Source organism: Denitrobacterium detoxificans (genome assembly GCF_001643775.1).
GTDB lineage: Bacteria > Actinomycetota > Coriobacteriia > Coriobacteriales > Eggerthellaceae > Denitrobacterium > Denitrobacterium detoxificans.
The window spans coordinates 759103-783889 of the sequence record NZ_CP011402.1 but is presented as its reverse complement, the minus strand read 5'-3'; the positions used below and the strand labels follow the sequence as shown (position 1 = coordinate 783889).

The 24787-nt window shown below is 58.5% G+C and carries 22 protein-coding genes; 8 read left to right on the top strand and 14 right to left on the bottom strand.

What is annotated here, in order from left to right; genetic code table 11:
- Window positions 1-6: 6 nt before the first annotated feature.
- Entirely contained in the window at window positions 7-1575 is a 1569-nt protein-coding gene (locus AAY81_RS03150; protein ID WP_066661262.1) for a class I adenylate-forming enzyme family protein, read from the bottom strand.
- Window positions 1576-1926: 351 nt separating this feature from the next.
- Between AAY81_RS03150 and AAY81_RS03145 the strand changes: the two genes are divergently transcribed.
- From AAY81_RS03145 to AAY81_RS03130, 4 genes are all read left to right on the top strand, one after another.
- Window positions 1927-3921 carry a DNA gyrase/topoisomerase IV subunit B gene (locus AAY81_RS03145; RefSeq protein WP_066661261.1) on the top strand — a complete coding sequence of 665 codons (1995 nt, stop codon included), beginning with the start codon at window positions 1927-1929 and terminating at the stop codon, window positions 3919-3921.
- Between the two features lie 9 nt (window positions 3922-3930).
- Window positions 3931-6174, top strand: coding sequence for a DNA gyrase subunit A (locus AAY81_RS03140; protein ID WP_066661260.1), 2244 nt, complete (start codon window positions 3931-3933; stop codon window positions 6172-6174).
- Window positions 6175-6310: 136 nt separating this feature from the next.
- Window positions 6311-6835 carry an S-ribosylhomocysteine lyase gene (locus AAY81_RS03135; protein ID WP_066661258.1) on the top strand — a complete coding sequence of 175 codons (525 nt, stop codon included), beginning with the start codon at window positions 6311-6313 and terminating at the stop codon, window positions 6833-6835.
- Between the two features lie 158 nt (window positions 6836-6993).
- A complete protein-coding gene (locus tag AAY81_RS03130) occupies window positions 6994-7812 on the top strand; it encodes a zinc ribbon domain-containing protein (RefSeq protein ID WP_066661256.1) in 819 nt (272 codons plus the stop codon).
- Between the two features lie 64 nt (window positions 7813-7876).
- Here the strand turns inward: AAY81_RS03130 and AAY81_RS03125 are convergent, their stop codons facing one another.
- On the bottom strand, window positions 7877-9571 hold the full coding sequence (locus tag AAY81_RS03125; RefSeq protein WP_066661254.1) for an FAD-binding protein: 1695 nt from the start codon (window positions 9569-9571) through the stop codon (window positions 7877-7879).
- Window positions 9572-9760: 189 nt separating this feature from the next.
- Entirely contained in the window at window positions 9761-9937 is a 177-nt protein-coding gene (locus AAY81_RS10515) for a hypothetical protein (protein ID WP_169815785.1), read from the bottom strand.
- A 19-nt stretch (window positions 9938-9956) separates the two neighbouring features.
- Here AAY81_RS10515 and AAY81_RS03120 point away from each other — a divergent pair, with 19 nt between their 5' ends.
- Window positions 9957-11273 (top strand): helix-turn-helix transcriptional regulator, encoded by a 1317-nt coding sequence (locus AAY81_RS03120; protein ID WP_169815784.1) that lies wholly within the window; start codon window positions 9957-9959, stop codon window positions 11271-11273.
- A gap of 35 nt (window positions 11274-11308) precedes the next feature.
- Here AAY81_RS03120 and AAY81_RS03115 read toward each other — a convergent pair whose 3' ends face one another.
- The 9 genes from AAY81_RS03115 to AAY81_RS03075 all read right to left on the bottom strand — a co-directional run bounded on the left by AAY81_RS03115 (window position 11309) and on the right by AAY81_RS03075 (window position 19480).
- Window positions 11309-12709 carry a B12-binding domain-containing radical SAM protein gene (locus AAY81_RS03115; protein ID WP_205630841.1) on the bottom strand — a complete coding sequence of 467 codons (1401 nt, stop codon included), beginning with the start codon at window positions 12707-12709 and terminating at the stop codon, window positions 11309-11311.
- Window positions 12710-12805: 96 nt separating this feature from the next.
- Window positions 12806-13435, bottom strand: coding sequence for a response regulator transcription factor (locus AAY81_RS03110; protein ID WP_066661250.1), 630 nt, complete (start codon window positions 13433-13435; stop codon window positions 12806-12808).
- 42 nt (window positions 13436-13477) lie between these two features.
- On the bottom strand, window positions 13478-14548 hold the full coding sequence (locus tag AAY81_RS03105; RefSeq protein ID WP_066661248.1) for a sensor histidine kinase: 1071 nt from the start codon (window positions 14546-14548) through the stop codon (window positions 13478-13480).
- Window positions 14503-15729, bottom strand: coding sequence for an ABC transporter permease (locus AAY81_RS03100; protein ID WP_066661247.1), 1227 nt, complete (start codon window positions 15727-15729; stop codon window positions 14503-14505). Before AAY81_RS03100 ends, AAY81_RS03105 begins: the two co-directional genes overlap by 46 nt.
- Window positions 15716-16903 carry an ABC transporter permease gene (locus AAY81_RS03095; protein ID WP_066661246.1) on the bottom strand — a complete coding sequence of 396 codons (1188 nt, stop codon included), beginning with the start codon at window positions 16901-16903 and terminating at the stop codon, window positions 15716-15718. Before AAY81_RS03095 ends, AAY81_RS03100 begins: the two co-directional genes overlap by 14 nt.
- Window positions 16904-17045: 142 nt before the next feature.
- Window positions 17046-17981 (bottom strand): ABC transporter ATP-binding protein, encoded by a 936-nt coding sequence (locus tag AAY81_RS03090; RefSeq protein WP_066661245.1) that lies wholly within the window; start codon window positions 17979-17981, stop codon window positions 17046-17048.
- A gap of 121 nt (window positions 17982-18102) precedes the next feature.
- On the bottom strand, window positions 18103-18534 hold the full coding sequence (locus AAY81_RS03085) for a PIN domain-containing protein (protein WP_066661243.1): 432 nt from the start codon (window positions 18532-18534) through the stop codon (window positions 18103-18105).
- On the bottom strand, window positions 18527-18811 hold the full coding sequence (locus AAY81_RS03080; RefSeq protein ID WP_169815783.1) for a type II toxin-antitoxin system RelB/DinJ family antitoxin: 285 nt from the start codon (window positions 18809-18811) through the stop codon (window positions 18527-18529). The genes AAY81_RS03085 and AAY81_RS03080 overlap by 8 nt, the downstream gene beginning before the upstream one ends.
- A 132-nt stretch (window positions 18812-18943) precedes the next feature.
- On the bottom strand, window positions 18944-19480 hold the full coding sequence (locus AAY81_RS03075) for a hypothetical protein (protein WP_066661239.1): 537 nt from the start codon (window positions 19478-19480) through the stop codon (window positions 18944-18946).
- Window positions 19481-19680: 200 nt separating this feature from the next.
- On the opposite strand from AAY81_RS03075, the gene AAY81_RS03070 reads away from it, so the two are divergent.
- The 3 genes from AAY81_RS03070 (at window position 19681) to AAY81_RS03060 (ending at window position 21906) form a co-directional block, all read left to right on the top strand.
- Window positions 19681-20961 (top strand): MFS transporter, encoded by a 1281-nt coding sequence (locus AAY81_RS03070; RefSeq protein ID WP_082867835.1) that lies wholly within the window; start codon window positions 19681-19683, stop codon window positions 20959-20961.
- 13 nt (window positions 20962-20974) lie between these two features.
- Window positions 20975-21385 (top strand): hypothetical protein, encoded by a 411-nt coding sequence (locus AAY81_RS03065; protein WP_066661237.1) that lies wholly within the window; start codon window positions 20975-20977, stop codon window positions 21383-21385.
- A gap of 68 nt (window positions 21386-21453) precedes the next feature.
- Window positions 21454-21906 carry a 2-thiouracil desulfurase family protein gene (locus AAY81_RS03060; protein WP_066661230.1) on the top strand — a complete coding sequence of 151 codons (453 nt, stop codon included), beginning with the start codon at window positions 21454-21456 and terminating at the stop codon, window positions 21904-21906.
- A gap of 33 nt (window positions 21907-21939) precedes the next feature.
- Here AAY81_RS03060 and AAY81_RS03055 read toward each other — a convergent pair whose 3' ends face one another.
- Complete coding sequence (locus tag AAY81_RS03055; RefSeq protein WP_066661228.1) at window positions 21940-23049, bottom strand: amino acid ABC transporter ATP-binding protein; 1110 nt, start codon at window positions 23047-23049, stop codon at window positions 21940-21942.
- Window positions 23046-24578: an ABC transporter substrate-binding protein/permease gene (locus AAY81_RS03050; protein ID WP_082867834.1), complete on the bottom strand. Its 1533-nt coding sequence runs from the start codon at window positions 24576-24578 to the stop codon at window positions 23046-23048. Before AAY81_RS03050 ends, AAY81_RS03055 begins: the two co-directional genes overlap by 4 nt.
- Window positions 24579-24787: the final 209 nt, after the last annotated feature.

The window sequence follows — 24787 nt, the reverse complement described above, 5'->3', positions numbered from 1 at the left end:
CCCTTCCTACGCCGTAGCGCTCATCGTTCCATTCAAAACCGCAAGGGCCTCGCCCTTCAGCAATGACTTGTCAACCTTGTACGGAGGACGGGGCAAGCGCGGAATCTCATCAAGCACCGTCACATGAACCAGGGATTCCGAAATGCCGCAATCACGCGCGAGCCCGATCGCAAAGAGCTCGGGCTGCAGGTTTTCACCCGACGCCAGTTCAACCCATGCGAAGACATGCTTGGCTCCGGCAGCATCGGCAACCACCTGGACGGACCCAGCCGACACGGCCGAATGGGAAAGAACGCTCCCCTCGATGTCGATAGCGAACAGGACGCCATCGCGCCCCGCAAGGGCATCGCACGCGCGCCCCTTCACGTACAAGCGCCCCGATTCATCCAGGTAGCCAGCGTCTTCCGTATCGCGCCACCCATCCACGACCATGAAATCGGCGTCAGCGCCCATGATCCTGCGCGTGACGCCGCGACCGCGCACCATGACCCGCCCGATAGCGCCCGCGCCCAGCGGCTCGCCCGTATTGAAGTCCCACACCTGAATGCACGTGCCCAAGTTGGAGAAGGGAACGCCCGCCGAAGCAAGAATACCCACATCACCCGAACGGTGATCGTCGGGACCCAAGCAGGCCAGAAGGCCGCTTTCCGTATTCCCGTAGAATTGAACGAGTTCGCAATCCACCTTCTGCGCAATGGCTTGTTTTTCCGAAGCAGGCATGGCTTGCCCCGCATAAGCAATGCGTTGCAGCGACGAGAAGTCGATATCGCCCTCGATATAGAGATCGGCTAGATCATCCAAAATGAACGGAGGAACGAACGCATCGGTGATGCGATGACGCTCGATGGTCCGCGCGAAATCGGCAGCCGTCATGGGAGCCGCATAGGCCACAAACACTTCGCGACGCAGCAGGCACGAAAGCAGCGAGTGCATGCAACCGGAAAGGCCCACGGAAAGGAAGCGGCCCCCTTCCCGCTCGCCATATATCTGCAACCACGTGGAGACGAAATAGTATTCCACGTCCTGGGTGAAGGCGAACGCCTTCGGAGTTCCCGTGCTACCCGAGCTCAGCACGACTTCGGCCAAGTCGGAAGGCGTGCATTCGTAATCGCTGCATGGCTGAGCACCCAGGGGGCTCACCAGGGTTCCATCGGGAGCAACCTCGATGACGGGGAGCACAAGCCCTCGATCCTCCATCATGCTGGCAACCCTATCGCGCCGCCCCGTCTCGCACACGACGAATGAAGCGCCCGTTACGCTAACAAGGTCTGCCCAGGCATCCTGGGAGCTGCGCTCGGGCAGAGGCACGGGCACGCCGCCCGCCAAAGCTATCGCGAACTGGGCAATCATGATGCACGCATCGGGATTTCCCACGTAGGCCACACGTGATTGCGGCCGCACGCCCCTTCCCACGAGCTCGTCGCGCAAGGCGTCGCAGCGTTGCGCGAGCACATCTCGCGTGAGCTCCCCCGAAGGGAATATGGCCACGACATCGTTATCGGGCCACGCGAGGGCATCCCTCACCATCTGGACAACAGACCTATCTCGTACCGAATCGTAATACGACATATCCATCTCACCCTTTCTTGCACGCGGCGAGGCAAGACAAAACCAAGGACCCCGTAGCATGCAATACCCGTAGGTCGAACAGAGAATTGGGAATCAGAAGCACGCATGATTCCCGGTAACGCTTTTGTGGTTAGTCTAGCCTAACTTGATGAAATGGCATATGAAGATTTGATGCAGAAGGGCAATACTCGAGCGTTCCAAAATCAGGGCGTTCTCCCCCGTGGCGTATGGGAGAAGTGTATTTTATTTACCCAACGAAGCAGCTTTGAGTATCATTATTGATTTGCGGCGCGTGCGTCTGGTCAAACGCAATCGGCGCCGCCAGCACAGAATCACACTCGATACGAAAGCGACACTATGGCAAAAAGCACGGCAAGCTATGGCAATGACAGCATTCGCCAGCTCAAAGACGAGCAGCGCGTGCGCATGCGCCCCGCGGTCATCTTTGGATCCGACGGCCTCGACGGATGCGCGCATGCGGTATTCGAAATCCTGTCCAACTCGGTCGACGAAGCCCGCCAGGGCTATGGCAACCTCATCACGGTTACCAAATTCGCAGATGGCTCCATTCAGGTAGAGGACAACGGCCGTGGTTGCCCGCTCGACTGGAACCCCAGCGAAAAGCGATTCAACTGGGAACTGGTGTTCTGTGAACTCTATGCCGGCGGCAAGTACGACAACAACGACGGCGGCGATTACGACTACTCCCTGGGCACCAACGGCCTGGGTTCCTGCGCCACGCAATACGCTTCCGAATACATGGACGTAACCGTATGGCGTGAAGGCAACAAATACGACCTGCACTTCGCAAAGGGCAAGGTCATTGGCTCGAAGAAGAAGGCCCTGAACGTAGAGCCCACCGACGAGAAACGTTCGGGCACCACCATCAAATGGCGCCCCGACCTGGAAGTCTTCACCGCCATCGACATTCCGCGCGAATGGTTCGAGGAAACGCTGCGCCGTCAGGCCGTGGTAAACGCCAACGTCACGTTCCGCCTGCGCGTAGAGGGCATCGATGGTTTCGAGGAGCAGGAATACTGCTACCCCAAGGGCATCGAAGACTACATCCTGGAAAAGACCAATCACGACTACCTGACCGAGCCGTTCTTCATCGAAACGAACCGCCGCGGTCGCGACCGTGACGACCTGCCCGACTACAACGTGAAGATCACCGCATGCTTCTGCTTCTCGCGCGGCATGCAGCTGCAGGAGTACTACCACAACTCCTCGTGGCTGGAAAACGGCGGCTCGCCCGAGAAGGCAGCGCGCAGCGCATTCACCAGCGCCATCGACGGAGCCATCAAGAAGGCGGGCAAGTACAAGAAGAACGAAAGCACCATCAAGTGGCAAGACGTTCAGGACTGCCTGGTACTGGTGACCAACTGCTTCTCGACGCAGACCAGCTACGAGAACCAGACCAAGAAGGCCATCAACAACAAGTTCATCCAGCAGGCCATGACCGCCTTCATCAAAGAGCAGATGGAAACCTATCTGATCGAGAACAAGACGCAGGCCGACAAGATCGTCGAGCAGGTGCTCATCAACAAGCGCTCGCGCGAGAATGCGGAAAAGACGCGCCAGAGCATCAAGACGAACCTGCAGCAGAAGACCGACATGGCCAACCGCGTGCAGAAGTTCATCGACTGCCGCTCGAAGGACCGCACGCGCCGCGAAGTCTACATCGTAGAGGGCGACTCTGCAGCGGGCGCTTGCCGCACTTCGCGCGATGCAGAGTTCCAGGGCGTCATGCCCGTTCGCGGTAAGATCCTGAACTGCCTAAAGGAAGACTACCCGCGCATCTTCAAGTCGGAAATCATCATGGACCTGCTGCGCGTGCTGGGCTGCGGCGTAGAGGTAAACGACAAGCGCCTGAAGAACCTGGGCACCTTCGACCTGGAAAACCTGAACTGGAACAAGGTCATCATCTGCACAGACGCCGACGTCGACGGCTATCACATCCGCACGCTCATCCTGACCATGCTCTACCGCCTGGTGCCCACGCTCATTCGCGAGGGCTACGTCTTCATCGCCGAATCGCCCTTGTACGAGATCAACTGCAAGGAGAAGACGTACTTCGCCTACACCGACATGGAAAAGAACAAGATCCTGGAGGAAATCGGCGACCAGAAGTGCTCGATCAACCGCTCCAAGGGTCTTGGTGAGAACGACCCCGACATGATGTGGCTCACCACCATGAACCCGGATACGCGCCGCCTCATCAAGGTGCTTCCGGAAGACGTGGAGCAGATGGAGCACATGTTCAACCTGCTGCTGGGCAACGACGATGCGGGTCGCAAGAAGCACATCGCCGAACACGGCAAAGAGTATCTCGACCAGCTGGATCTGCAGTAAGGAGGCGTCATGGCTGTTAGCAAGAAGAAATCCACTCCCAAAAAGAAGCACGTAGACAACCCGAACGTCATCGGCCTGCATTCCGAGGTGCTGGAACAGCCCATCACCCAAACGCTCGAGGTCAACTACATGCCGTACGCCATGAGCACCAACGTGTCTCGTGCGTTCCCCGAAATCGACGGCTTCAAGCCCTCGCACCGCAAGCTGCTCTACACCATGTACAAGATGGGCCTGCTGAATGGCGCCCGCCAGAAGAGCGCCAACATCGTGGGCCAGACCATGAAATTGAACCCGCACGGCGACGCCGCCATCTACGAGACGATGGTGCGTCTGGCCTCGGGCAACGAAGCTCTGCTCACGCCCTTCGTGGAGTCCAAGGGCAACTTCGGCAAGTACTATTCGGGCGACCTAAGCTACGCGGCCTCGCGTTATACCGAGGCAAAGCTCTCCCCCATCTGCGCCGAGGTCTTCAAGGACATCGACAAGGACCCAGTGGACTTCGTGGACAGCTACGACGGCGCCATGCAAGAACCGCGCCTGCTGCCCACCGCATTCCCCAACGTGCTCGTTTCCGCAAACAAGGGCATTGGCGTTGCCATGGCAAGCGACATCTGCGGCTTCAACCTAAACGAAGTCTGCGATGCCACCATGCACTTCCTGAAGGACCCCGACTACGACCTGTTCCAGAGCATGCCCGCCCCCGACTTCTCCACGGGCGGCGAGCTCATCTACAAGCGCGAGGAAATGGAGCGCGTGTACAACACGGGTCTGGGTGGCTTCCAGCTGCGTTCCCGTTGGCGCTACCTGCCCGACGAGCGCATCATCGAAATCTACGAGATTCCGTACACCACCAAGACCGACGTCATCATCGACCGCATCATCAAGCTTTCCAAGGAAGGCAAAGTGCGCGAGATTTCCGACATCCGCGACGAGACCGACCTTTCCGGTCTACGTATTGCCATCGACGTGAAGCGCGGCACCGACCCCGAGCAGCTGATGGGCAAGCTGTTCCAGATGACCACGCTGCAGGATACCTTCAGCTGCAACTTTAACGTGCTGGTAGACGGCTACCCCAAGGTCATGGGCGTGCGTGAGATCCTTACCGAATGGGTTGCCTGGCGCGTGCAGTCAACACGTCGCCGCGTGCAGTTCGACCTGAACAAGAAGACCGAGAAGCTGCACCTGCTGCACGGCCTGGAAGCCATCTTGCTCGACATCGACAAGGCCGTGGACATCATCCGCCACACCGAGCTGGAAGTTGACGTTGTGCCCAACCTCATGAAGGGCTTCAACATCGACCAGGTGCAGGCCGAATACGTGGCAAACATTAGGCTGCGCAACATCAACCGCGAGTACATCCTGAACCGCACCAAGGACATCGAAACGCTCGACGAGGAAATCGCCAAGCTGAACGAGATCCTGAGCAGCGACAAGAACGTCAAGAAGGTCATCTACGACGAGCTGGCCGCCATCAACAAGAAGTACGTCACGCCGCGTAAGACGGGCATCGTGGCCGCCGAGGAAATCGTCGAGGTTTCCCTGGAGCCCGAAATCGAGGACTACCCCGTTACCATCATGGTTTCGAAGGAAGGATACCTGAAGAAGCTCACCGACCGCGTGCTTCGTTCCGGCGCCGACCTAAAGTACAAGGACAGCGACTCCGTGTGGCTGGAATTCCCGTCGGCAAACAAGAACGAGCTCATGGTGCTCACCGACAAGAGCCAGTGCTACAAGCTGAAGGTCAGCACCCTTTCCGACACGAAATCGGCCGACCTGGGCACCTTCCTGCCCACCGAGCTAGAGCTGGAAGACGGAGAGAACATCATCCACGTGCTCGACCCGGGCGACTACAGCAACGATGTGCTCTACCTGTTCCGCAATGGCCGCGCCGCACGCGTGGCGCTCGCTGGCTACAAGACCAAGCAGAACCGCAAGAAGCTGAAGAACGCCATCTACGTGGGCAGCCCGCTCATCGGCGCCATCATTCTCTCCGAAGATCAGGACGTCACGCTGCTTTCCAACGACAACCGTATGATCACGTTCAACACCTCGCTGCTGAAGACGAAGACCACCAACAACACCCAGGGCTTGGTTGCCTTCACCTGCAAGAACGGTCGCGAGATCATCGCCGTGGGCGAACCCGCGGAATTCCTGGGAGCGGAAGCGGACGCCTCGCACTTCGTCGTCGCCAAGCTGCCTTCCCCGGGCATCGTTATTTCCGACGGCGACCGCATGACGCTGTTCGACATGTAAGCACACGCTATCTCGGCGGTAATTCCTAGCCAAACACTTGGAATTGCCGCCGATTTCGTAACTTCTCGTTCCAAACAGCCCACTTACGGCTTACTATGCAACAGGAACACGATTCAATTCGAAGGAGGACACAAGCATGGATCTGATCCCGAGCTTTTCCGTGGACCACAATCGCATCGTCCCCGGCATTTTCGAAAGCCGCGTGGATACGCTGGGTAGCGAAACGGTCACCACGTTCGACATTCGCGTGAAGAAGCCGAACGCCGAACCCGCCGTTGCCCCTGCCGCCATGCACACCATGGAGCACGTGATTGCCACCTACCTGCGCAATCACGCCGAATGGAACGACAAGCTGGTCTACTGGGGCCCCATGGGCTGCCTTACCGGCTTCTACATCATCGTGAAGGGCCACCCCTCCTCGCGCGACATGTTCGATATCATCCTTGAATCGTTCAAGTACATGCGCGACTTCGAAGGCGAGGTGCCCGGTGCCCAGCCCGAGAACTGCGGCAACTACCTCATGCACGATTTGCCCATGGCCAAGTGGGAAGCCGCCAAATTCGTGGAGTACCTGGAGGGCGCCGATAAGAGCCTCATCTTCGACTACCCCATGACCGAACGACTCACGCTCGACAACGGCCTGGAGTTCTTCGACTCGTAGGACGCCGCACGCATAGCGCACCACACGAACGCCTTCCGCTCGCACGAGCCGGGAGGCGTTTTCCGTTAAAGGGCGTGCAGGCGAACGCAATCATTCATTGCGTGACTTCGCCCTCTCCCGCCCGTATGCTTGAAGCAACACAGGGAAAGGAGAGCATCATGACACCGAGCGAAGCACTGAAAGCCGCACGCCAAGAAGCAGGATATACGCAAGAGCAGCTCGCCGCGAAAGTGTACGTAACCCGCCAGGCCGTGAGCCGCTGGGAAAACGGCGATAGCGAGCCGAGCATCGACATGCGAAAGCTGCTTGCAAGCGTACTGGGTATTCCCGTCGTAGACTTGCTTGGCCTTCCCGACGAACCTGCCTGCCAATGCTGCGGCACGCCCTTCAGCGTTCCGAACATGCCCTTCGGCACGAACGCCGACGGATCGGAAAACCGTGACTACTGCGCCTGGTGCTACAAAGACGGAGAGTTCACGAGCCCTGGCCTCGACGACCTCATCGAACGCAACGTTCCCTATCTCATGGAGGCCACGGGTTACACGCAGGAAGAGGCCGTCTCGTTCATGGGTGCCGTCATGCCCACGCTGAAGCGCTGGAAGGACACCACGAACGAAAATGCATCGGCGAACGCGAAACGCAGCGTCTTCTACGCATGCCCCGACTGCGGAAACATCGTCTGGTCGATGGGAGAGGCGGTCGTAGGCTGCTGCGGCAACCCGCTCGACCCGCTTCCCGCCAAGCAGGATGAAGGCACCCTCGAAGCCAGCGTTGAGACCATGGATGGCCGCCAGCATGTAACCATCCCCCACCCCATGACGAAGGACGACCACCTATCGTTCATTGCGGCCGTGGGCGACGACCTGGTGCGCATCAAGCGCCTCTACCCCGAGCAAGAGGCAACGGCCGACTTCCCCTTGCAAGGCCCCTGCGCCATATACGCCTACGGCGCGAAGTGCGGACTGGTGAAGCTATAGGCAACAACACGAAGGCCCAGCGGGAGAAGCTGGGCCTTCATTGAAAGGGAGGGAAGGTATTGTCCTAGATTTCGAAGTCTTCGTCCCACGTGCCAAGCATGTGCTTCACGCACAGCATGCCACCGGTAACGGCATTGAGCTTATTGCTGCCGAACGACTTCCACAGGTAATGCGTGCTGCAAAGGCCCGAACGGATGTTGCCAGCCGCATACAGGCCCTCGATGGGCTCACGATCATCGTCGAGCACCTGGCCATAGCGATTGGTATTTACGCCACCGTCGGTCCACTGCTTGAGAACCTCGCGATGCATGCAGTAGAACGGGGGTTCCGTGACCGAGGTCTTCGAAAGGAACTCCGCGGGGATGCCGAAGTCGATATCGCTCCCACCAGCGCACACCTCGTTGTAGCGAGCAACGGTTTCGAGGAAGCGCTTCTTATTCGTGAAGCCAACCTTGTCAGCCAGCTCTTCGAGCGTATTGGCGGAATAGATGACGCCGCGAGAGACACAGTCGTTGAAAATTGCGATTTCGCTCTCATCGCCATCGAGAATCTGACCGAACTTGCTGTCGCAAATCTGATAACCCGTATGACCCGGCTGCTTCACATCGGCGAGGCACATGGGACTGGTGGAATACCACTCATGCGTAGCCAGCGTCTCGTTCGTGTAGCGTTCGCCGGCAATGTTTACGCGAAGCCACGGCTTCGTGCCCCAACGAGAAGGAGAGTTCTCAACGAACTCGAAGTCATGGGGCCAGCACAGACCAATGTCGAACGGGCCCGTGTCCTTGCCAGCGCCAATCCACCAAGCCATCTTCTGGCCATCGCCCTGAGCGGCGCCGTAGGGATTGCGCGAAGTCAGATCGCCCGTCATGCAGGGAAGCCAATCCTGAAGCATCGCATCGTTCTGATGGAAGTCGCCCGTAGCAAGCAAGACGCCCTTGGAGGCGTTCACCTTGATGTAGCTACCGTCTTCCTTCAGGCCATATGCACCCGTCACGCGACCGGTGTTGTCATTTTCGCGAATGAGCTGCTGGGCAGGGGTGGAATAGTAAACGCGAGCACCCTTGCTCTCGGCCTTGTCCACAGCGGCCTTCAGGAACTTGGGGAACCCCCTGTACACGCGATACTGTTCCTGCGTTTCGTTCGGATCGGGGAACACGTAGACCATATGCGTAGCGGTCGTGCGCTTATGAATGCCCTCGTCGATTTCGTTATCGGGGCCGCACTCGTAAGGCCAAACATCCTTGCAATACTCGGCAAACCAATGCACGGCCTTGCCCGAGCGATCCCAAATGGTGCCAGTCACATCGCCGTTGTTGGAACCCTGACCCCAATATGCATAGGAGGCGCGAAGAGCGGCAGCATCATACTCAATGCCATACTTCTCGTTGAGAGGAGAATTGTAAGCACCAATATACGCACCCTCGCCTTCGGGCGTGCCAGTAGCCGTAAGGGCGACAACATCCGCGCCGGATGCCGCAGCGTACACCGTGGCAGGAACGCCAGTCGAACCAAGGCCCAGAATCAGAACCTCGCAATCGATTTCCTCGGAAACCTGATCCGGGCTGATGGGCGAAGGCGCCTTCTGCCAAGGCTGTTCCGCCGTCGTGGCGGCATCGGCAGAATCGTCCTGCGCATCCGAAGACTTCTTGGCTCCGTGAGCGGTCGAAGAGCAGCCCATGAGACCCGCTGCCGCGCTACCCGCCGCAAGCATTCCCGCGCCAGTCAGAAAGCTCCTGCGTGAAACATTTTCAAGCATTCTTGTATCCCTTCCTAAAATCCATTTGACCTTTTGGCCAAGTGAAACTCTAGGAGCGCCATGGGCATAAGTATTCACTCCCCAGGGGGCAAATGCGCTACCACCTTAGGTGGTATTTTGCCCTTTTCCCAGGTAGGATCGTTTGAAGGAAGCGTCGACCCTCGCTAAACTAACCAAGGGGAGGGAACGTTACATGAGCACCACTGTCATGCGCAATTCGATGCGCATCATCCTAATCACCACTGGCAAAGCATGCGCGTTGAGCGTTCTCATGCTTTCGCTGTCCGATCGAATCAGCTCCATAACCGGAGTGTCATACATCGACTCTACTTCATTTGCCATATGCGCCATCATAGCATTGCTCATGACGCTGCTTGTTAAGCCAATGAATGATCAGACCGTCCGAACGGGCATATCGATAGCAACGCTTTGCCTCATGCTGATATGGGGCGGACTCGTTTTGCTCTTCTGGCAAAACGAGGCATCTGGCACGATACCCCCAAGCGGACTGCTCTTGGCTTACGCGACAATCGGACGAATCACCACGCTTGCCATTAACTTCCAGTGGAACACGCATATATCGCTCAGCGACGATTCGGAGTCATCCAAGATTGCCGCTGCGTCAATCGCCTTGTCCATGCTCATCTTCATGATGTCGTTCTGCCTTGACGGTCCATGCGCCCTCATCCTCACCATTGCGATTGGGCTCGCATCCTGCATTTTGAACATCGTCGTGGAAACATCCGTATCTTCCAACGACGATTCGAGCCACTCTTACGACAACGTACGTGAGTCTGACGCCATTTCGCGCACGTCAACAGACGCGGTAAGGCGCACGCGCTTGCTCTTTTTCGGTTCGCGCATGCTATACGGCCTCTTCCTGGGATCGGTCGTGGGGCTATCGTCGCTTGCCCAACCCATAACCCTCTTCGAAATGCCCATCGCCGCCCTCTGCATTGCAACGCTTGCAATAGGCCTCATCGGATCTTGGTTCTTCTTCGATGGAAGGGCATCATCGTATTCAATCATATCGATGCCCCTCCTCGTTTCCATCCTTGCGGCAATATGCTTCTACTCCCAGGACGTCGCCTCGATGACGCGCGTGTTCGTAGTAATGACCGAAGTCGTCTGGATCGCCCAGAACATGTTCCAGCTCTCTTCGTACCGAAAGATGACGAAGACGGCCCCTACGTCGTTCGCTTTGATCGAATACTCTTTCCAGATCATCCCCTTCTACCTTACGGCATGGGTCGTCACTTCCTTCGCCGGGGAAATGCAAGGGCCGCTGTTTTCCGGCGATACGCTCGCCATCATCGAATTGTTCAACCTGGGAATCATCGTTGCCGTAGCAACCGTGGCAATCGCGCGCCACATCGTTCGCTACCATCCCATGCCATCCGGCGGAGCCAATGCGGTCGATTCAAAGAGCCTGAAGGAGAACACGCTTTCCATCGCGACGCTCGCCGAGAAGTACGGGCTCACTCCCCGCGAACTCGAAGTGCTCGAATATCTGGCAAAGGGGTACAGTCGCCCCTATATAGCCAAGATGCTTTTCATTTCGCCCAGCACGGCCAAAACGCATACCAAGCATATCTACGCGAAGCTTGCCATCGATTCGCAAGACGCGCTCATTTCGCTCATCCGCGACAACGCCAACGAACAACAACACCCAATCGAAAAGGCTAGCTTACGCGTCAGGTAGATTACGCAGCTCGCGACGGTAGCGCGAACGCTCGCTCATCTGCCAGAAGAACTCGCCCGCGAACAGCACGCGATCGATGCCACGGTCGCGTGCTGTTCGCGGGCGAGTTCTTCTGGCAGATGAGCGAGCGAATGGAACAGGCGACGCCACGAATAGTACGTCTTGCTGCAGATGATCATCTCGCGCTGCAGCTGGCGAGGCGTGATGTCGCGCGGCCGATGAACCACGTTGCCCACGCATTTCTCCCAGTTCGTGTGCAGCAAGTCGCCCTTGAAGCGATCGTAGACCGGCGTGCCGGGAATGAAGTACATCGACTGGAGCAGCATGCCCTGGATGCCGTTTTCGATGGCGAAGTTGGCCACCGCCTTCCCCACGCCCGGACGGTCGCCCGGCGCGCCGAAAATGAACAGGCCACGCGCGCGGATGCCGTGCGCGTGGATGTTCGCGATGGCCCGCTCGATTTCGCTGGTGGTGCTGCGCTTGTGGAACTCCTGGAAGGAATCGTCGTCGATGAACTCAATGCCCAGCGACAGCTCCACGAAGCCCGCCTTGGCCAAGCGCTCGAGCATCTCGTCATCTAGGCCCACCTCGTAGCGCGCCTGAATGGTGAAGCGGTAATCGATGTCACTCTCGATGATGGCATCGAGCACCGAAAGGGCCCATTCCCTATCGGCGAAGAAGTTGTCGTCGGTAAGCCAGAGCATGGTGGCAATGCGATGGCGCCCCTCGTCGTGAAAGGCGATGCACTGCCTAATATCTTCCACCACGTTCTGCGGGCTGCGCGTGCGCACCCTGCGGCCATACAGGCGAACAAGCGCGCAGTAATCGCAGTTGTACGGGCATCCGCGCGACGCATGCACCTGGCCCCACAACGTATTGTGACCAGCCATCTTGTGGTAGTTCCACACCAGATGGCGATTGGGAATGGTGTCGATGTCGTGCGGCGGCTTGGGCATGCCGGCATCGTGCAGCACGCCGTCCTCGTCGAAGCGCGCAATGCCATCGAAGGAGGGTACCTGGTCCGCCCGCAGGGCATCCAGGAACGACAGGATCGTTTCGTCGCCTTCTCCCAGCAACACGTAATCGGCATGCTTTGCCGCTTCCTCGGGGCATGCCGTGGCATGCAACCCACCTATGACCACGACGGCCTTGGAGTGACGGCGAATCTTGTCGGCAATGGCGTATCCGCGCGGAGCCGCAAAAGTAAAAGCGCCAATGAAGACGACATCCGCGTCGTAGCAGTCGTCCCACCGAACCTTCGAAATCGACTCGCTATACATGAGCGTATCGGGTACCTGACGTTGCACGATGGTGGCCAACGTCATAAGGCCCGTTGACGGGTTGCGGATATAGCGATCGTAGACAAACAGGTTCAAGAGCGACCGACGATACGGCGGCGCACCTGGCTCGATGAAGCGGACTTTGCGGATTTCCATTCTAACTTACCCTCAAGACCCTAAGTAAACAGTTGTCTCAGTATACAGCAGCACAAGGGTCTGGGAACCGTCATCAGCAAGAAGCCAAAACCCCGATTACTCGGCGCAGCGATAGTACATGACGGCGATCTGCGTGCGGTTCTTCAACTGGAGCTTTTGCAGGATAGAGCTAATGTGATTGCGAACCGTGCCTTCCCCCATGAACAGCTGGGCAGCAATCTCGTGATTGTCGAGTCCCTGGGCAACAAGCTCAACCACCTCTACCTCGCGTTCGGTAAGCCCCAACTTGGAAAGCGCCTCGCCCGAGGGATGGCCGTTCGACGCGCGCGTGATATGGCCAACAACTTCATCGCCCAGCACGTTCTGACCTGCGGCAACGGCACGCACGGCGGGCGCAATGTCGGTCACGTTCTGCTTGATGAGATAGCCCTTCGCGCCCAGATGCAGCGCGCGAACGATGTAGTCGTCGTCGGCAAAAGTAGTAAGGAAGAGCACGCGCGCATCGGGGTGATCCGCCAAGATACGCTCAGCAGCGCTCAGGCCGTCGCCCTGAGCCATCTGAATGTCCATGAGCAGTACGTCGGGAGCATGTTCCCCATACAGCGCAATGGCCTCCTCGCCCGAGGAGCCAACCTGCACGACCTCGATATCCTGCTGCGCCCCAAGAATCGTCTTCAGGGAAGCGCACACGAACGGATCGTCGTCAACAACGATGACTCGAATCATCTAGCCGAATGTCCTTTCCATCCGCGCGGCATGTCAACCACGCTACTGCCGGGGAACCGTCGCGAAAACGCGGAAGCCACCATCTTGCTGCCACCCCGCGCGCAGGGTTCCGCCCAACGCGCGCACGCGATCGTCCATAGTCTGCAAGCCCATGCCCGAGCCCGCGCCAGCCGCGGCTTCACCAGACGTACCATTATCCTGCACGACCAGCTGAAACAAGCCGGAAAGCTCACGCACGTGCACGTCTATGCGCGTGGCATCGCTATGTTTGGACGTATTCGTGGACGCCTCGCGCACAATGGAAACGAAGCATCGCGCCACATCGGCCGGAAGTGCCTTGGCGTCGTATTCCAAATGCGATTCCCGAACGCCACACCCATCGAGCGCAGCCTGCATGAGACTGCGAGGGTCCGTGGCCTCGTCGCGCAAATCGTGCACGCTCGAGCGAACCGTCTTCATTGCCTCGTGAAGCGTGACGGCAACCGAATCGAATTCCCCCGCCAGCGCAGGCTCCTGCTCGTGCACCACCTTGAGCGCCTCGACCTGCATGATGGCGCGCGTGAGCAGATGCCCCACGTTATCGTGAATCTCGCGAGCGATGCGACCGCGCTCGGCCAACGTGGCCACCTGAGCAGAAAGATCACGCGCCTCAAGCAAGTCGCGATTGCGCGCTTCGAGCTTCATAGAAGCCTCGCGCGCATCGTCGCGCAGCACGCGAAAATGCTCGCGCTCTACGACAAGCGACGTGGTGCGCCGCGCCAGTACGGCGGAAACCACGCACATGAGCACCACGATGGCCCAGGGCAGCGCCGACCAGGCACGAAGGCCAGCCAGCAGCGGGACCGCCCAGGCCAGTCGCACTGGCCACAGCGCATCGCGCATGCAATCGTAGGCGATGAGCGGCAGGAAGGCGATGAGCTGGGGGCACGCAAGCGCCGCGGCGCAGTAGCCCACGGCAAGCGCAATGCGGACGTAACGAGGGAGTACCTCGCCGAGCGCGGAGACCGCAAGCGCGACGAGGAACCCCCCGAAGGTAAACGCATCAATGGCGAGCGTAAGGAATGCCGTTAGACAGCAGAGTGCGATGAGGCCTTTGTCGATGAGCTGTTCCATACGCCCATTCTACCAACCTTCAGGCGAGAAATCGCCATGCCGACCGCGAATACTGCCAGGGCGAACAGGCACACAATGCCCAGGTTCGAAAGCACCGCCGGCACGAAGCCGCCACCAGTCGCATCGAACGCCACGTGGAGCGCCTCGTTGTAATAGTACGAAGGCGTGAACTTGGCAATCGTCAGGATGGGCTCACCCACTAAGTCGAGCGAGATCCAAACGCCACCCAAGAACGAGATAATGAGGCCGATGATGTTCGTTGCGGCGTTCATCACCAGCTCGTTGTTCGTAATCTGCCCCAAGAAGAAGCCGAACGCCAGGCCAAAGAGCGAATAGCAGAACAGCGAGACGAGGGCGCTTGCAATGACATCGGCCCCGACGCCCGCAAGCTTGCCTCCGAAGACTGCCAGCCCCAACGCGGTCACGAACGCCCAGCACACGAACATGATGACGAAGCATGCAGCCGCAATTTGCGCGCTAACGGAAAGCTGGGGAACGGGCGACGAGGCAATGCGACGACGCGTTTCCTCGCGGCCAAAGCGCGACATGACCACGGCGGAGCAGATGGAGATCGAAAGCAGGATGGTATAGCTTGCGAACTGCAGATACAGCAAGAAGCCATTCGAAACGGGCGCGGCATCGGCCACCTGCACCACGGCCACGTCGGCGGCATGTTCCATGGCAGCGTCAGTTCGCTCGACCACATTGGCCTGCGTACCGTCCGCAAGCGCCAGCGTATAGGAACGGGCAACGTTCAGATACTCGTCTACCAGGTTATCCATCATCGTGACCTCGGCCGACTGCGTGCTCACGACCGTCTGAAGCTGAGGTATGGCATCAACGTCGCCTGCGTGGGCGGCAAAATCATCCGAAAAGCCCTCCGGAATGATCAGGATGTAGTTCGCACGCTCCTGCATTACGGCATCTTGAAGCGCTCGCTCGCTATCCTCCACGTCAACGGCTTCGGAATTATCGTGCACGAACGATTCCAAGCCTGCCGAGAGCTCGCCTCCATCGCGGTTGATCACGGCAACGGTAGGACGTTCGATGTACTCGTCGGATGCAACGTCGTTCACGCTCATGCCCATGAACAGGCCCATGCACGACAGCCAAACCACATAGATAAGCAGGTAAATAGGGTGACGGAAAAACGTCTTGAGTGCGGCCTTAAAGACTTGCATAGCGCTGCCTCCTCATGAGCAGTCCAGCAGCGAGGGCGAAGACGGCAGTTGCCACCAGCAGAACGCCCATCGTCTGGAAGAACGGGGTCAGGTCGGTGTAAACGTACAGGCTGTAGAACAGGTCGGTTACCTGCTTTGCCGGATTCACCAGCGCCATCCAAGGGGCATCGTGAGCAATCTGGTCGGCAAGATGCATGGAGGGCGTTCCATACAAGCCCGCAAACAGGGACAACAGGCAGGTAATGCCCGTGAGCATACCACCCCTGGCGCTAAAGGGAACCCCGGGAATGGCGCCGATAAGCGCACCCAGAGAGGTGGACATAAGAGCGGCAACGGCCAAGCCAAGCACGCACTCCCCTTCGCGACCGCCGAATTCGACGCCAAGAACGAAGCGGATATAGGCGAAGGCGACGAGCAGCGCACAGAAGCTCACGACCCAGCTTGCAAGGATGCAGCCAACGAGCATGCGAGCGCGGCTGGTGCCGCTGAGCGCACGACGCGCTCCAAGCGGAGAGATATTCGGCTGCACGCGGGAAACCGCGTTGAGCCCCACCATCGCGGCCATGAGCGCCGCAAACCCCAGCAGCGCATAGAAGTAGCGCACGGATTCCCTGGTCTTGCTATGCGTGATCGCCAGCTCCTGGGTATACGCGCTGTGATCCGAGAACGAATCCACCACGTCGGCATTCGCTAGCGCCGCCGGGTCGTTGGCGATGATGTCCTCGGCGGCCGCGCGCGACCGGCAGAAATCGTCGATGACGTCGGCAAGCACGGTGCGCTTGACCTGCTCCATAGAGGTACCCACGTCACCCACGCTCGGGGAAAGCTCCAGGCTGGGATAGCCCTCGGCGTCAAGCGTGATGGCGCCTATGGTGTCGCCCGATTTCAGCAATGCGCGCGCCTCATCGACAGAATCGACGTACGTGGCGCTGAGCAGCGCATCGTCGCCATCGGAAAGCGCATCCATGGTGGCATCGAACGCATCGCCGGCCTGGCCCTCCGATTCGTCAACAACGGCCACGGGAATGACGGGCAGGTCGTAGGCGGCATCGTCGAGCCCCGAGAACATGGCATTGAACAGCGTCGCCAGCACCAACGGAAACAGAATGACCCAGATTACGACGCTGCGTTCCCGCAATATCGACAGCACCGTGTATTTGAATGTATTAATCACGTTTCTCAGCCTCTCCTTCAGGACTAAGGTCAGCGAGGGCGATTCGGGCGAGTGCAGTTGCGCCGCCTTCGCGCCAAGCGGGCTTTGGCCCGCGCCGCGCGCGAAACAAGGAGCAAATGCGCCACCAGAATTGGCCTCGCCCCTAGTCGCGCAGCTCTTTGCCCGTAATTTCCAAGAACACGTCGTTGAGCGTAGGAGGCTCGGAGTACACGCGCCCGAAGACTACGGCACGCTCCTGCAGCACGCCCAGAATGCTCGCCAGGTTATGGGGACCGTTATCGCACAGCACGTGAATGGTCGCTCCGTCATGCGTTACGCGGCGCACGAACGAAAGCCCGCCCAGCGCATCGAGCGTGCCACCCGGAAGATCGGGAGCCTCGATCTCGATCTTCTCGCCCGTAGACACCATGCGCACCAGGTCGTCCTTCGTGCCCGCCGCCAGCGACTCGCCGCGGTCCATGATCATGATGCGGTTGCAGAGCTGCTCGACTTCCTCCATGTAGTGCGAGGTGTATACCACCGTGGCGCCTTCGGCGTTCAGGCGCTGAATGCCCTCCAGGATGGAATTGCGGCTCTGCGGATCCACGGCCACCGTGGGCTCGTCGAAGAAGATGAGCTCGGGCTTGTGCGCAATGCCGCAGGCGATGTTCAGGCGGCGCTTCAAGCCACCGGAAAGCTTGCGGGGGCGGAATTTCACGTATTCACGCAGCCCCACGAACTCGATTGCCTCGTCCACCAGGCGCTTGCGTTCCGAAGCGTCGGCGATGTACAGGCCGCAGAAGTAGTCGATATTCTCGCGCACGGTAAGCTCTTCGAATACGGCAACGTCCTGGGGAACCACGCCAATACGGCGCTTCAAGTCGTAGCTGGTAGGCTTCATGGGCTTACCGAACAGCTCGATTTCGCCCTTGTCATACGTAAGCAGCTGCAGGATGCAGTTGATGGCCGTCGTCTTGCCCGAGCCATTGGGCCCCAGCAAGCCAAAGACCTCGCCCTTCTCGATTTTCAGATTGAAGTGATCGAGCGCAAGCACGTCCCCGTATCGCTTCACGAGGTTGCGAACGTCCACAATCGCCATAGCAAATCCTTCCTCCGTTGATTACTACGGTTATTGTGCCGCGTGCCAAAACCCCACACCAGTGAGGGAAATCACTACCACCCATGACAAATGTCATGATGTGCGCTGACGCAACGCGCAACTACACCGATACCGGTTCATACCCCCGCACTGCCAGGAATTCCGCTGGGGAGTATTTGGGGATGGGAAGGTCGTTGAAAGAAGCGGCATCACGCGTAACGATGGCGCTCGCCTGCTCGGCAAGCGCGCACGCGGAGACTATGCCATCTTCGTAATCGGGACGTTCCAGCGAAAGGGCATTCCTGCAGACCAATTCGTCAACTTGGACAATCGTGGCTATTTCCAAAACCAACCCAACAGCCGCATAGCCCGCATCGGCGCCCGCCGATTTTGCCGCAAAATAGAAGATGTCCTTGAGTGACGTAGCGGGAACCAGCACCTCATCGCCCTGATCGAAGCAAGCCATGACGGCGCATTTCGATTCCGCAACGTGATTCGGGCGATTCAGCACGATATCAACCCAGATATTCGTATCGATGAGGACCCTACTCATAGCGGGCCATCCCCAACGCATCGAGCTCGTCGTCGGTGCAATTCGTCAACGACCCCTGAGCGATGCCTGCCAGCGATTCGAGAGCCCGTTTCCTCGAAGCGACCTCCTGGGCATTGGAAGAGGCTTCGCGTAAAAACGCAGGTAGCTCGCGCGTAGAAGCCAATTCCTGCCACAGCGCGCGAACTGCCATGGACGTACTAATGCCATTCTGGCGAAGAACCTTATCACCACGCTCTTTAAGCGTCGTGCTCATACGAACGTTCAATGTTGCGTCCATGCCAACCACCCCAAAAAAAAGGAATGCATTACCGTAATGCATTATAGCATGCTGCATTACGGTAATGCATCTATCCTGCCCTCTCTTGGGCGAAAACGAGCTCGAGAAAAACCTTCGTTCGGTTCCCGTTTATTATGATTGCACGCGCAGCTCGGCGCCATATCGGAAGATCACGCTCATTACGATGAGCGCCACGCCAAACATAAACGAGGTAGACACCTCGACGGAAGGACAGGTAACGCCCTCGAAGTAACGCGCCATGGCAGAGCAGCCAACATGGGCAATAATTTGCGCGCCCAGGGGAATGACAGCCGTGAAGATGCCCAGGCGCATTATCTCGTTCGCACCCTCGAACGTAAACGGCGTACCCGCTGCCAATTCATGGTCGAAATACCGCTTCGCAAGCTTGCCCAAAACGCAGCCTGCGATGCAAAAGACAAGGCCCGTGAGCAAGGATGCATATACCACCCCAAGGTTTACATCGGCGGAAAGGTCGACGATAGAATGCACGGTAACGCCATTTACCGTAATAAGGTCAGGCGTACCCACGCAAGCCATGCCGACAACGCACAAGATGCCACCAGCTAGGCAGCAGGCGAACACGATGATGCTAACCACCCTGCAGATCTTGGCAATCGTCTGAATGGCGTCTAGATTCTTACTTTCCATGGCACTTTCCTCCATCTACCAGCAACAAGCTCATTGTGCGCCGCCGCAATTCCGTGCGTCAGTGAATAAAATCACAATCGTCCATGACAAATGTCACGACTTCCCACAGCACACAGAGAATCCGCTGATAGCAGAGTAGAATCGCACTAGGGGTTGAATCAAAGCGCGCATAATGCGCGCCCACACGGGAAGCAAACAGCATGAGCGAAAAGACCGTCAACAAAAGCACCGACACCGGCAAGCAATCGGCAAAGGAAGCCAACCTGGCAACAGGCGGACATGCATTGCCGAGCGATTGGCTGCCGCGCATCGCCCTCATTTGGGGAGGGTATGCCGTTTCTGCTTTTGCCGGCAACGCCGCAAGCTATTCGGGCATCTGGTACGTTACCGAAACCACGGGCTCACCCTCCGTTCTGGCTTTCATGTACGTACTGGCCTTCCTACCCATGGGCCTGCTCTCGCCCTTCGGTGGCGTGATAGCCGACAAGTACAACCGCAAGGCTATCATCATTGCCTGCGACGCCATTCTCGCGGCAAGCGGCCTGGCTATCGCGGCATGGATCGCCCTTGCAGGACCCAGCGTAATGGCCATCGGCCTGTTCTGCGCGGCATTCGGCATCACTGCAGGTTTCCGAGGCCCCGCATTCAATGCGACCATGCCTCTGCTCGTACCCGAACGCCACCTCATGCGCATCAATGGCATGGACTCGCTCCTGGGCAGCATCTCGATGATCGCAGCACCTGCGCTGGGCATTCTGCTATACACGTCATTCGGCTTGCAGGCTTCCATCCTACTGGGCGGCATCGGCGCAACGGTCGCCGTCATTACGATGTTCCTGGCAAAACTTCCCAAGCATCTGAAGCATGAAAAAGCAGGCGCATGGCAGAGCCTGAAGGAAGGCGCCTCGGCACTAGCCGTGCAACCCGGCCTGCTCATCCTCACGGTTGCCGTGGCGCTGGGCATGCTTGCATACGGCCCCATCGATTCGCTCCTTCCGCTTATGGTTTCCAGCCACTTTGGGGGCGACGGTTTTGCAGCTTCCCTGCTCGCAGCCGTATTCGGCACGGGTATGCTCGTAGGCGCGCTCGTACTCATGGCAATCAACCCGCAACACAAGCTCGCGCGCATCATCATTGTCGCTGCATTCATTGTGGGCGCAGGCGCATTTGTCTCGGGATTCATCCCCAGCGATGGCTACTGGTGGTTCCTCACCTGCATGGGAGCGCTTGCCATTGCGTGCGCTTGGTTCAATGCCCCGCTCATGACGCTACTTCAGAAGGGCATTCCCGAAGAAAAACTCGGCCGCGTCATGGGCCTGTTCACCGCCATGACCGGGCTGGCCATTCCCATTGGCACGGCACTGGGCGGCGGCATCGCGGAAGCCACGAGCACGCCCGTCTTCTTCTCGATTGACGGATTGTTTATCATCGCAATTGCAATGGTTATCGCACTTTCGAAGAGCGTTCGGAACCTGGATTAGAAACGAGGTCGTCATGGCACGAAAGTTCAGCTATTTCATGAATTGGCTCAATGGCATTCTCGCACCGCTGTGCGGAGCGTGGATGATGGCAAGTGCGCTCGTCTCGCTGCCCCTTAGCTGGAACGACTGGATGCCACTGTCGATCTACGACCCATTCCCCTTCCACGACGTGTTCTTCACGAGCCATTTCTGGCCAGGATTAGCGCTCTTGCTCGTGAACGGCGTGCCGAACATCATCGCGCTCGCAGTGAAATCCCGAGGAAACGAATCCGCCTGGATTGCCTGGTGCGCCATTGCGGGTATCATGCTGCTTATCTGGACCATCACGGAACTAGTGCTCATCCCCAATGGGTTGTCCATCATCTACTTCATCCTGGGTGCGCTTCAGCTGGTCGCGGCACTGCGCATGAAGAAGCAGCTATAGGCCGCCCGGGGGCCAAGCAGGCAACCCAACGACAAGAGTGCCTGCACGAAAGGATCTCGACCGAACGCATGACGAGCAACGACCTACCGCCCCTACTCGTAAGCGCATGCCTGATGGGCGAACCGTGTCGCTACGACGGCAAGGACTACCCTTGCCCCGCCGTACGAAAGCTAGCCAACACGCGCACTCTCATCCCCATCTGCCCCGAAGTCATGGCGGGCCTACCCACGCCACGCGCATGCGCCGAACTGCAACCCAGCGGTCGCGTCGTAGACGCAGACGACATCGACAGAACCGCAGCCTTCGAAGCAGGTGCGGCTGAAGCGGTACGCATAGCGCGCGAACACGGCTGCACGCAAGCCATCCTGAAGAGTAAGAGCCCCTCGTGCGGTAAGGGACTCATCTACGATGGCACGTTTTCTGGCACACTCGTACCCGGAATGGGCAAGGCAGCTCAAGCACTCATAGACGCAGGCATAGAGGTCCTTTCGGAAAACGACTGCGCCGATCTTCAAAGTTAGGCCAAAGGCAACGCGATCCTACGAGGCATGGTCCTAGCCAATTACGTAATGAGGCGCTCCGGACTCGTCCACGTAGTAACGCGAGATCGCGCTCTCCAAAATACGCTTCGAAATATCGTCGGCAACCGCATTAAGCTCTTCGTCGCTGACACCGCAAGCGGCAAGCTCACCCACGTCAACGCGCAAGTCCGCTTGCTCGCCACCCTCCCCTACGGAAAGCTCGTAGGCGATGCGTGGATCGACGAGTCCATACTCTTTCGCCAATGGAATAAGGATGCTTGAAGTGGATTCCTCTAGCACGAGCTTGCATGCATACATAATGCGATGCCCCAGGAACTGACGCGCGCAGAAGTCCTCGAATGACGACATCATGGCGGCGTAGTCGTAGTCGATGCTGTGAATTTCCCAATTCCAATTGCGCACGCGGAAAACGAAGTCGCGCGTTCTGCGTCGCTGAGGGTTCTCGAAGATCTGCTTCGGCGTACCCGATTCCCAAAGCTCACCTTGGTCCATGTAGAAGACGCGAGTACTTGCGTCGCGAGCGAAGCGCATCTCATGCGTGACCACGAGCATCGTAAGCCCCCGCTCGGCAAGCCGGGTGATAACGGAGAGAACCTCGGATACCATCTGCGGGTCCAAAGCACTCGTGGGCTCGTCGAACAGGAGAATCTTGGGATTCATGGCCAAGCCGCGTGCGATGGCCACACGCTGGCGTTGCCCCCCGGAAAGCTCATGCGGCCAGCTGAGCGCCTTATCCCTCAATCCAACCATCTTCAGCAGGTCGAGCGCCTGGTCGTAGGCCTCCTGCTTGGACATGCCAAGCAGGTCCATGGGCGCCATCATCAGGTTCTCGATGACGAGCTTATGATTAAACAGGGCGTAGTTCTGAAACACCATGCCCATCTTCTGGCGCATCATGGGCAGGTTTACGTCGGGCGCGCACATGTCAATGCCATCGACAATGATCTGACCCGAGGTAGGCGTCTCCAAGCGGTTGAGACATCGAATGAGGGTCGACTTGCCCGTACCCGAAGGCCCGATGATGGAGATGACCTCGCCCTCGTCCACGGTAGCGTTTACGTCCTTCAGGGGCACGACGTCGCCATATTCCTTGCGCAAATGCTTTATCTCTATGAGGCTCATCTCTCATCGACTCCTTGGATCTCGCGAGGGCGTTTCGTGACATCGAGCCTCGCGGTAATCTTGCGCAGCACGTAAGCCAGAAGCATGCAGAACAGAAAGTAGATAACCGCCGTCGTGATGAGCGGGAAGAACGCATCCATCGTACGGGCACGAATGAGGTCGCTCGCACGCGTAAGGTCGGTTACCGAGATATAGCCCACAATCGCAGTGTCCTTAACCAAGTTCACGAACTGCCCCATAAGCTGCGGCGTGAACTGCTGACGAGCTTGCGGGAAGACGATCTTGGAAAACACTTCCCGGCGGGTGTAGCCCAGCGCAAGTCCCGTTTCCTCTTGAATGACGTCGATGCCCTTCACGGCCGTCCACATAGTTGCACCTGCGGTGGCTCCGAACGCCAGGGTAAACGCAATAACCGCCACGAGCTCGCCCGCAACGTCTACGGAGCCGAACACCACGTAGTAGAACAGCATGAGCACCACCACGATGGGGATTCGGCCCATGAGCGCTTGGTAGCCATCCACGAGCTTGCCAACCCAGCGCACCCCGCTGCGTCGCGCCAGCACGGTGGCGTACCCCAACAGCAAGCCAAGCACGCCGGAGAACACGCTAATGAGAATGGTAACGCCCAGGCCAGAGAGGACGAGCATCCAGCGGTCCTCCTCGATGAAGGTCCGCTGGAAAGAAGTCGCGATTCCGCCGAAGAGCCCCGCGGATTCAGCCGACTCTTCGGACTTCACGATGACCGAAATGGTGGTGGGCATGACGGGTTCGCTGAAGTCGCATACGGCGGCGCGTTCGGGCGTGTTCGTGAGGGTGCCGCCGAAATCGGCCTTGCCCGTGTCCACTGCAGCGAAGATGGAATCCATAGGAATGGTGGTCACTTCCAAATGGTAGCCAAGCTCACGAGCGATGAGCAGGGCCAACTCAACGTCGTAGCCCTTGGGTTGCCCGCCTTGGCCAACGTATGAGAAGGGTTCAATAACGCCCGAAGTCGCAAACTTCAGCGTGCCGTTAGGCGCGTCCCAGTCCTGTTCGGGCAGGGTCTTGCCCGAATCGTCTGCCGCGACCCACTTCTCCTCAAGCTCCTTCAGAGTCCCATCTTCGGAAAAGCGCTTGATGACGTCGTTGAACTGGCTGGTAAGAGCCGAGCCTCGCGGGAAGAAGAACCCTTCGGACACAGAGACGACCGGATCGGGCAGCAGCGTCACCGTACCCGGGCGCCTGTTCACGGCAAGCTGGCAGCAATACGAAAGTTGAACCGCCGCATCGGCCTTGCCTGCCTCCACGGCAGCAACGCATTCGGCAAGCGACGGATAGAATTCCTCAGTAGTGCCGTCGATGCGGCCCTGAACGGCCTGGTTGTACACGCTGCCATTCACATAGGCAATGCGCTTGCCCGACAACTCGTCGAGCGTCTGATACACAGGAGTTGCCTCGTCTGCATATGCAAGCGCTGGAGCAATCGCGAACGCAAGCGCCACCACCGCGAACAACGAAACCAGAATGGCCCTCATCGTCCTACATGTCATGCCGTCACCCCCACCGTCATGATTACCGAGCCCAACCGTAGACGCCTACGATCTCCGCTTATAGCGGCCATCATGCAAAACCCTCGCTGTTATCGTACAGGAAAGGGGGTGCAAACGCACAGAGTGGAAGGCAATGGTTACGACCTTGCGCGACCTCAGCGCCTCTTTCTTGCAAGGGCTCCCTCGAGGGGCATGCATCGACGCGACTC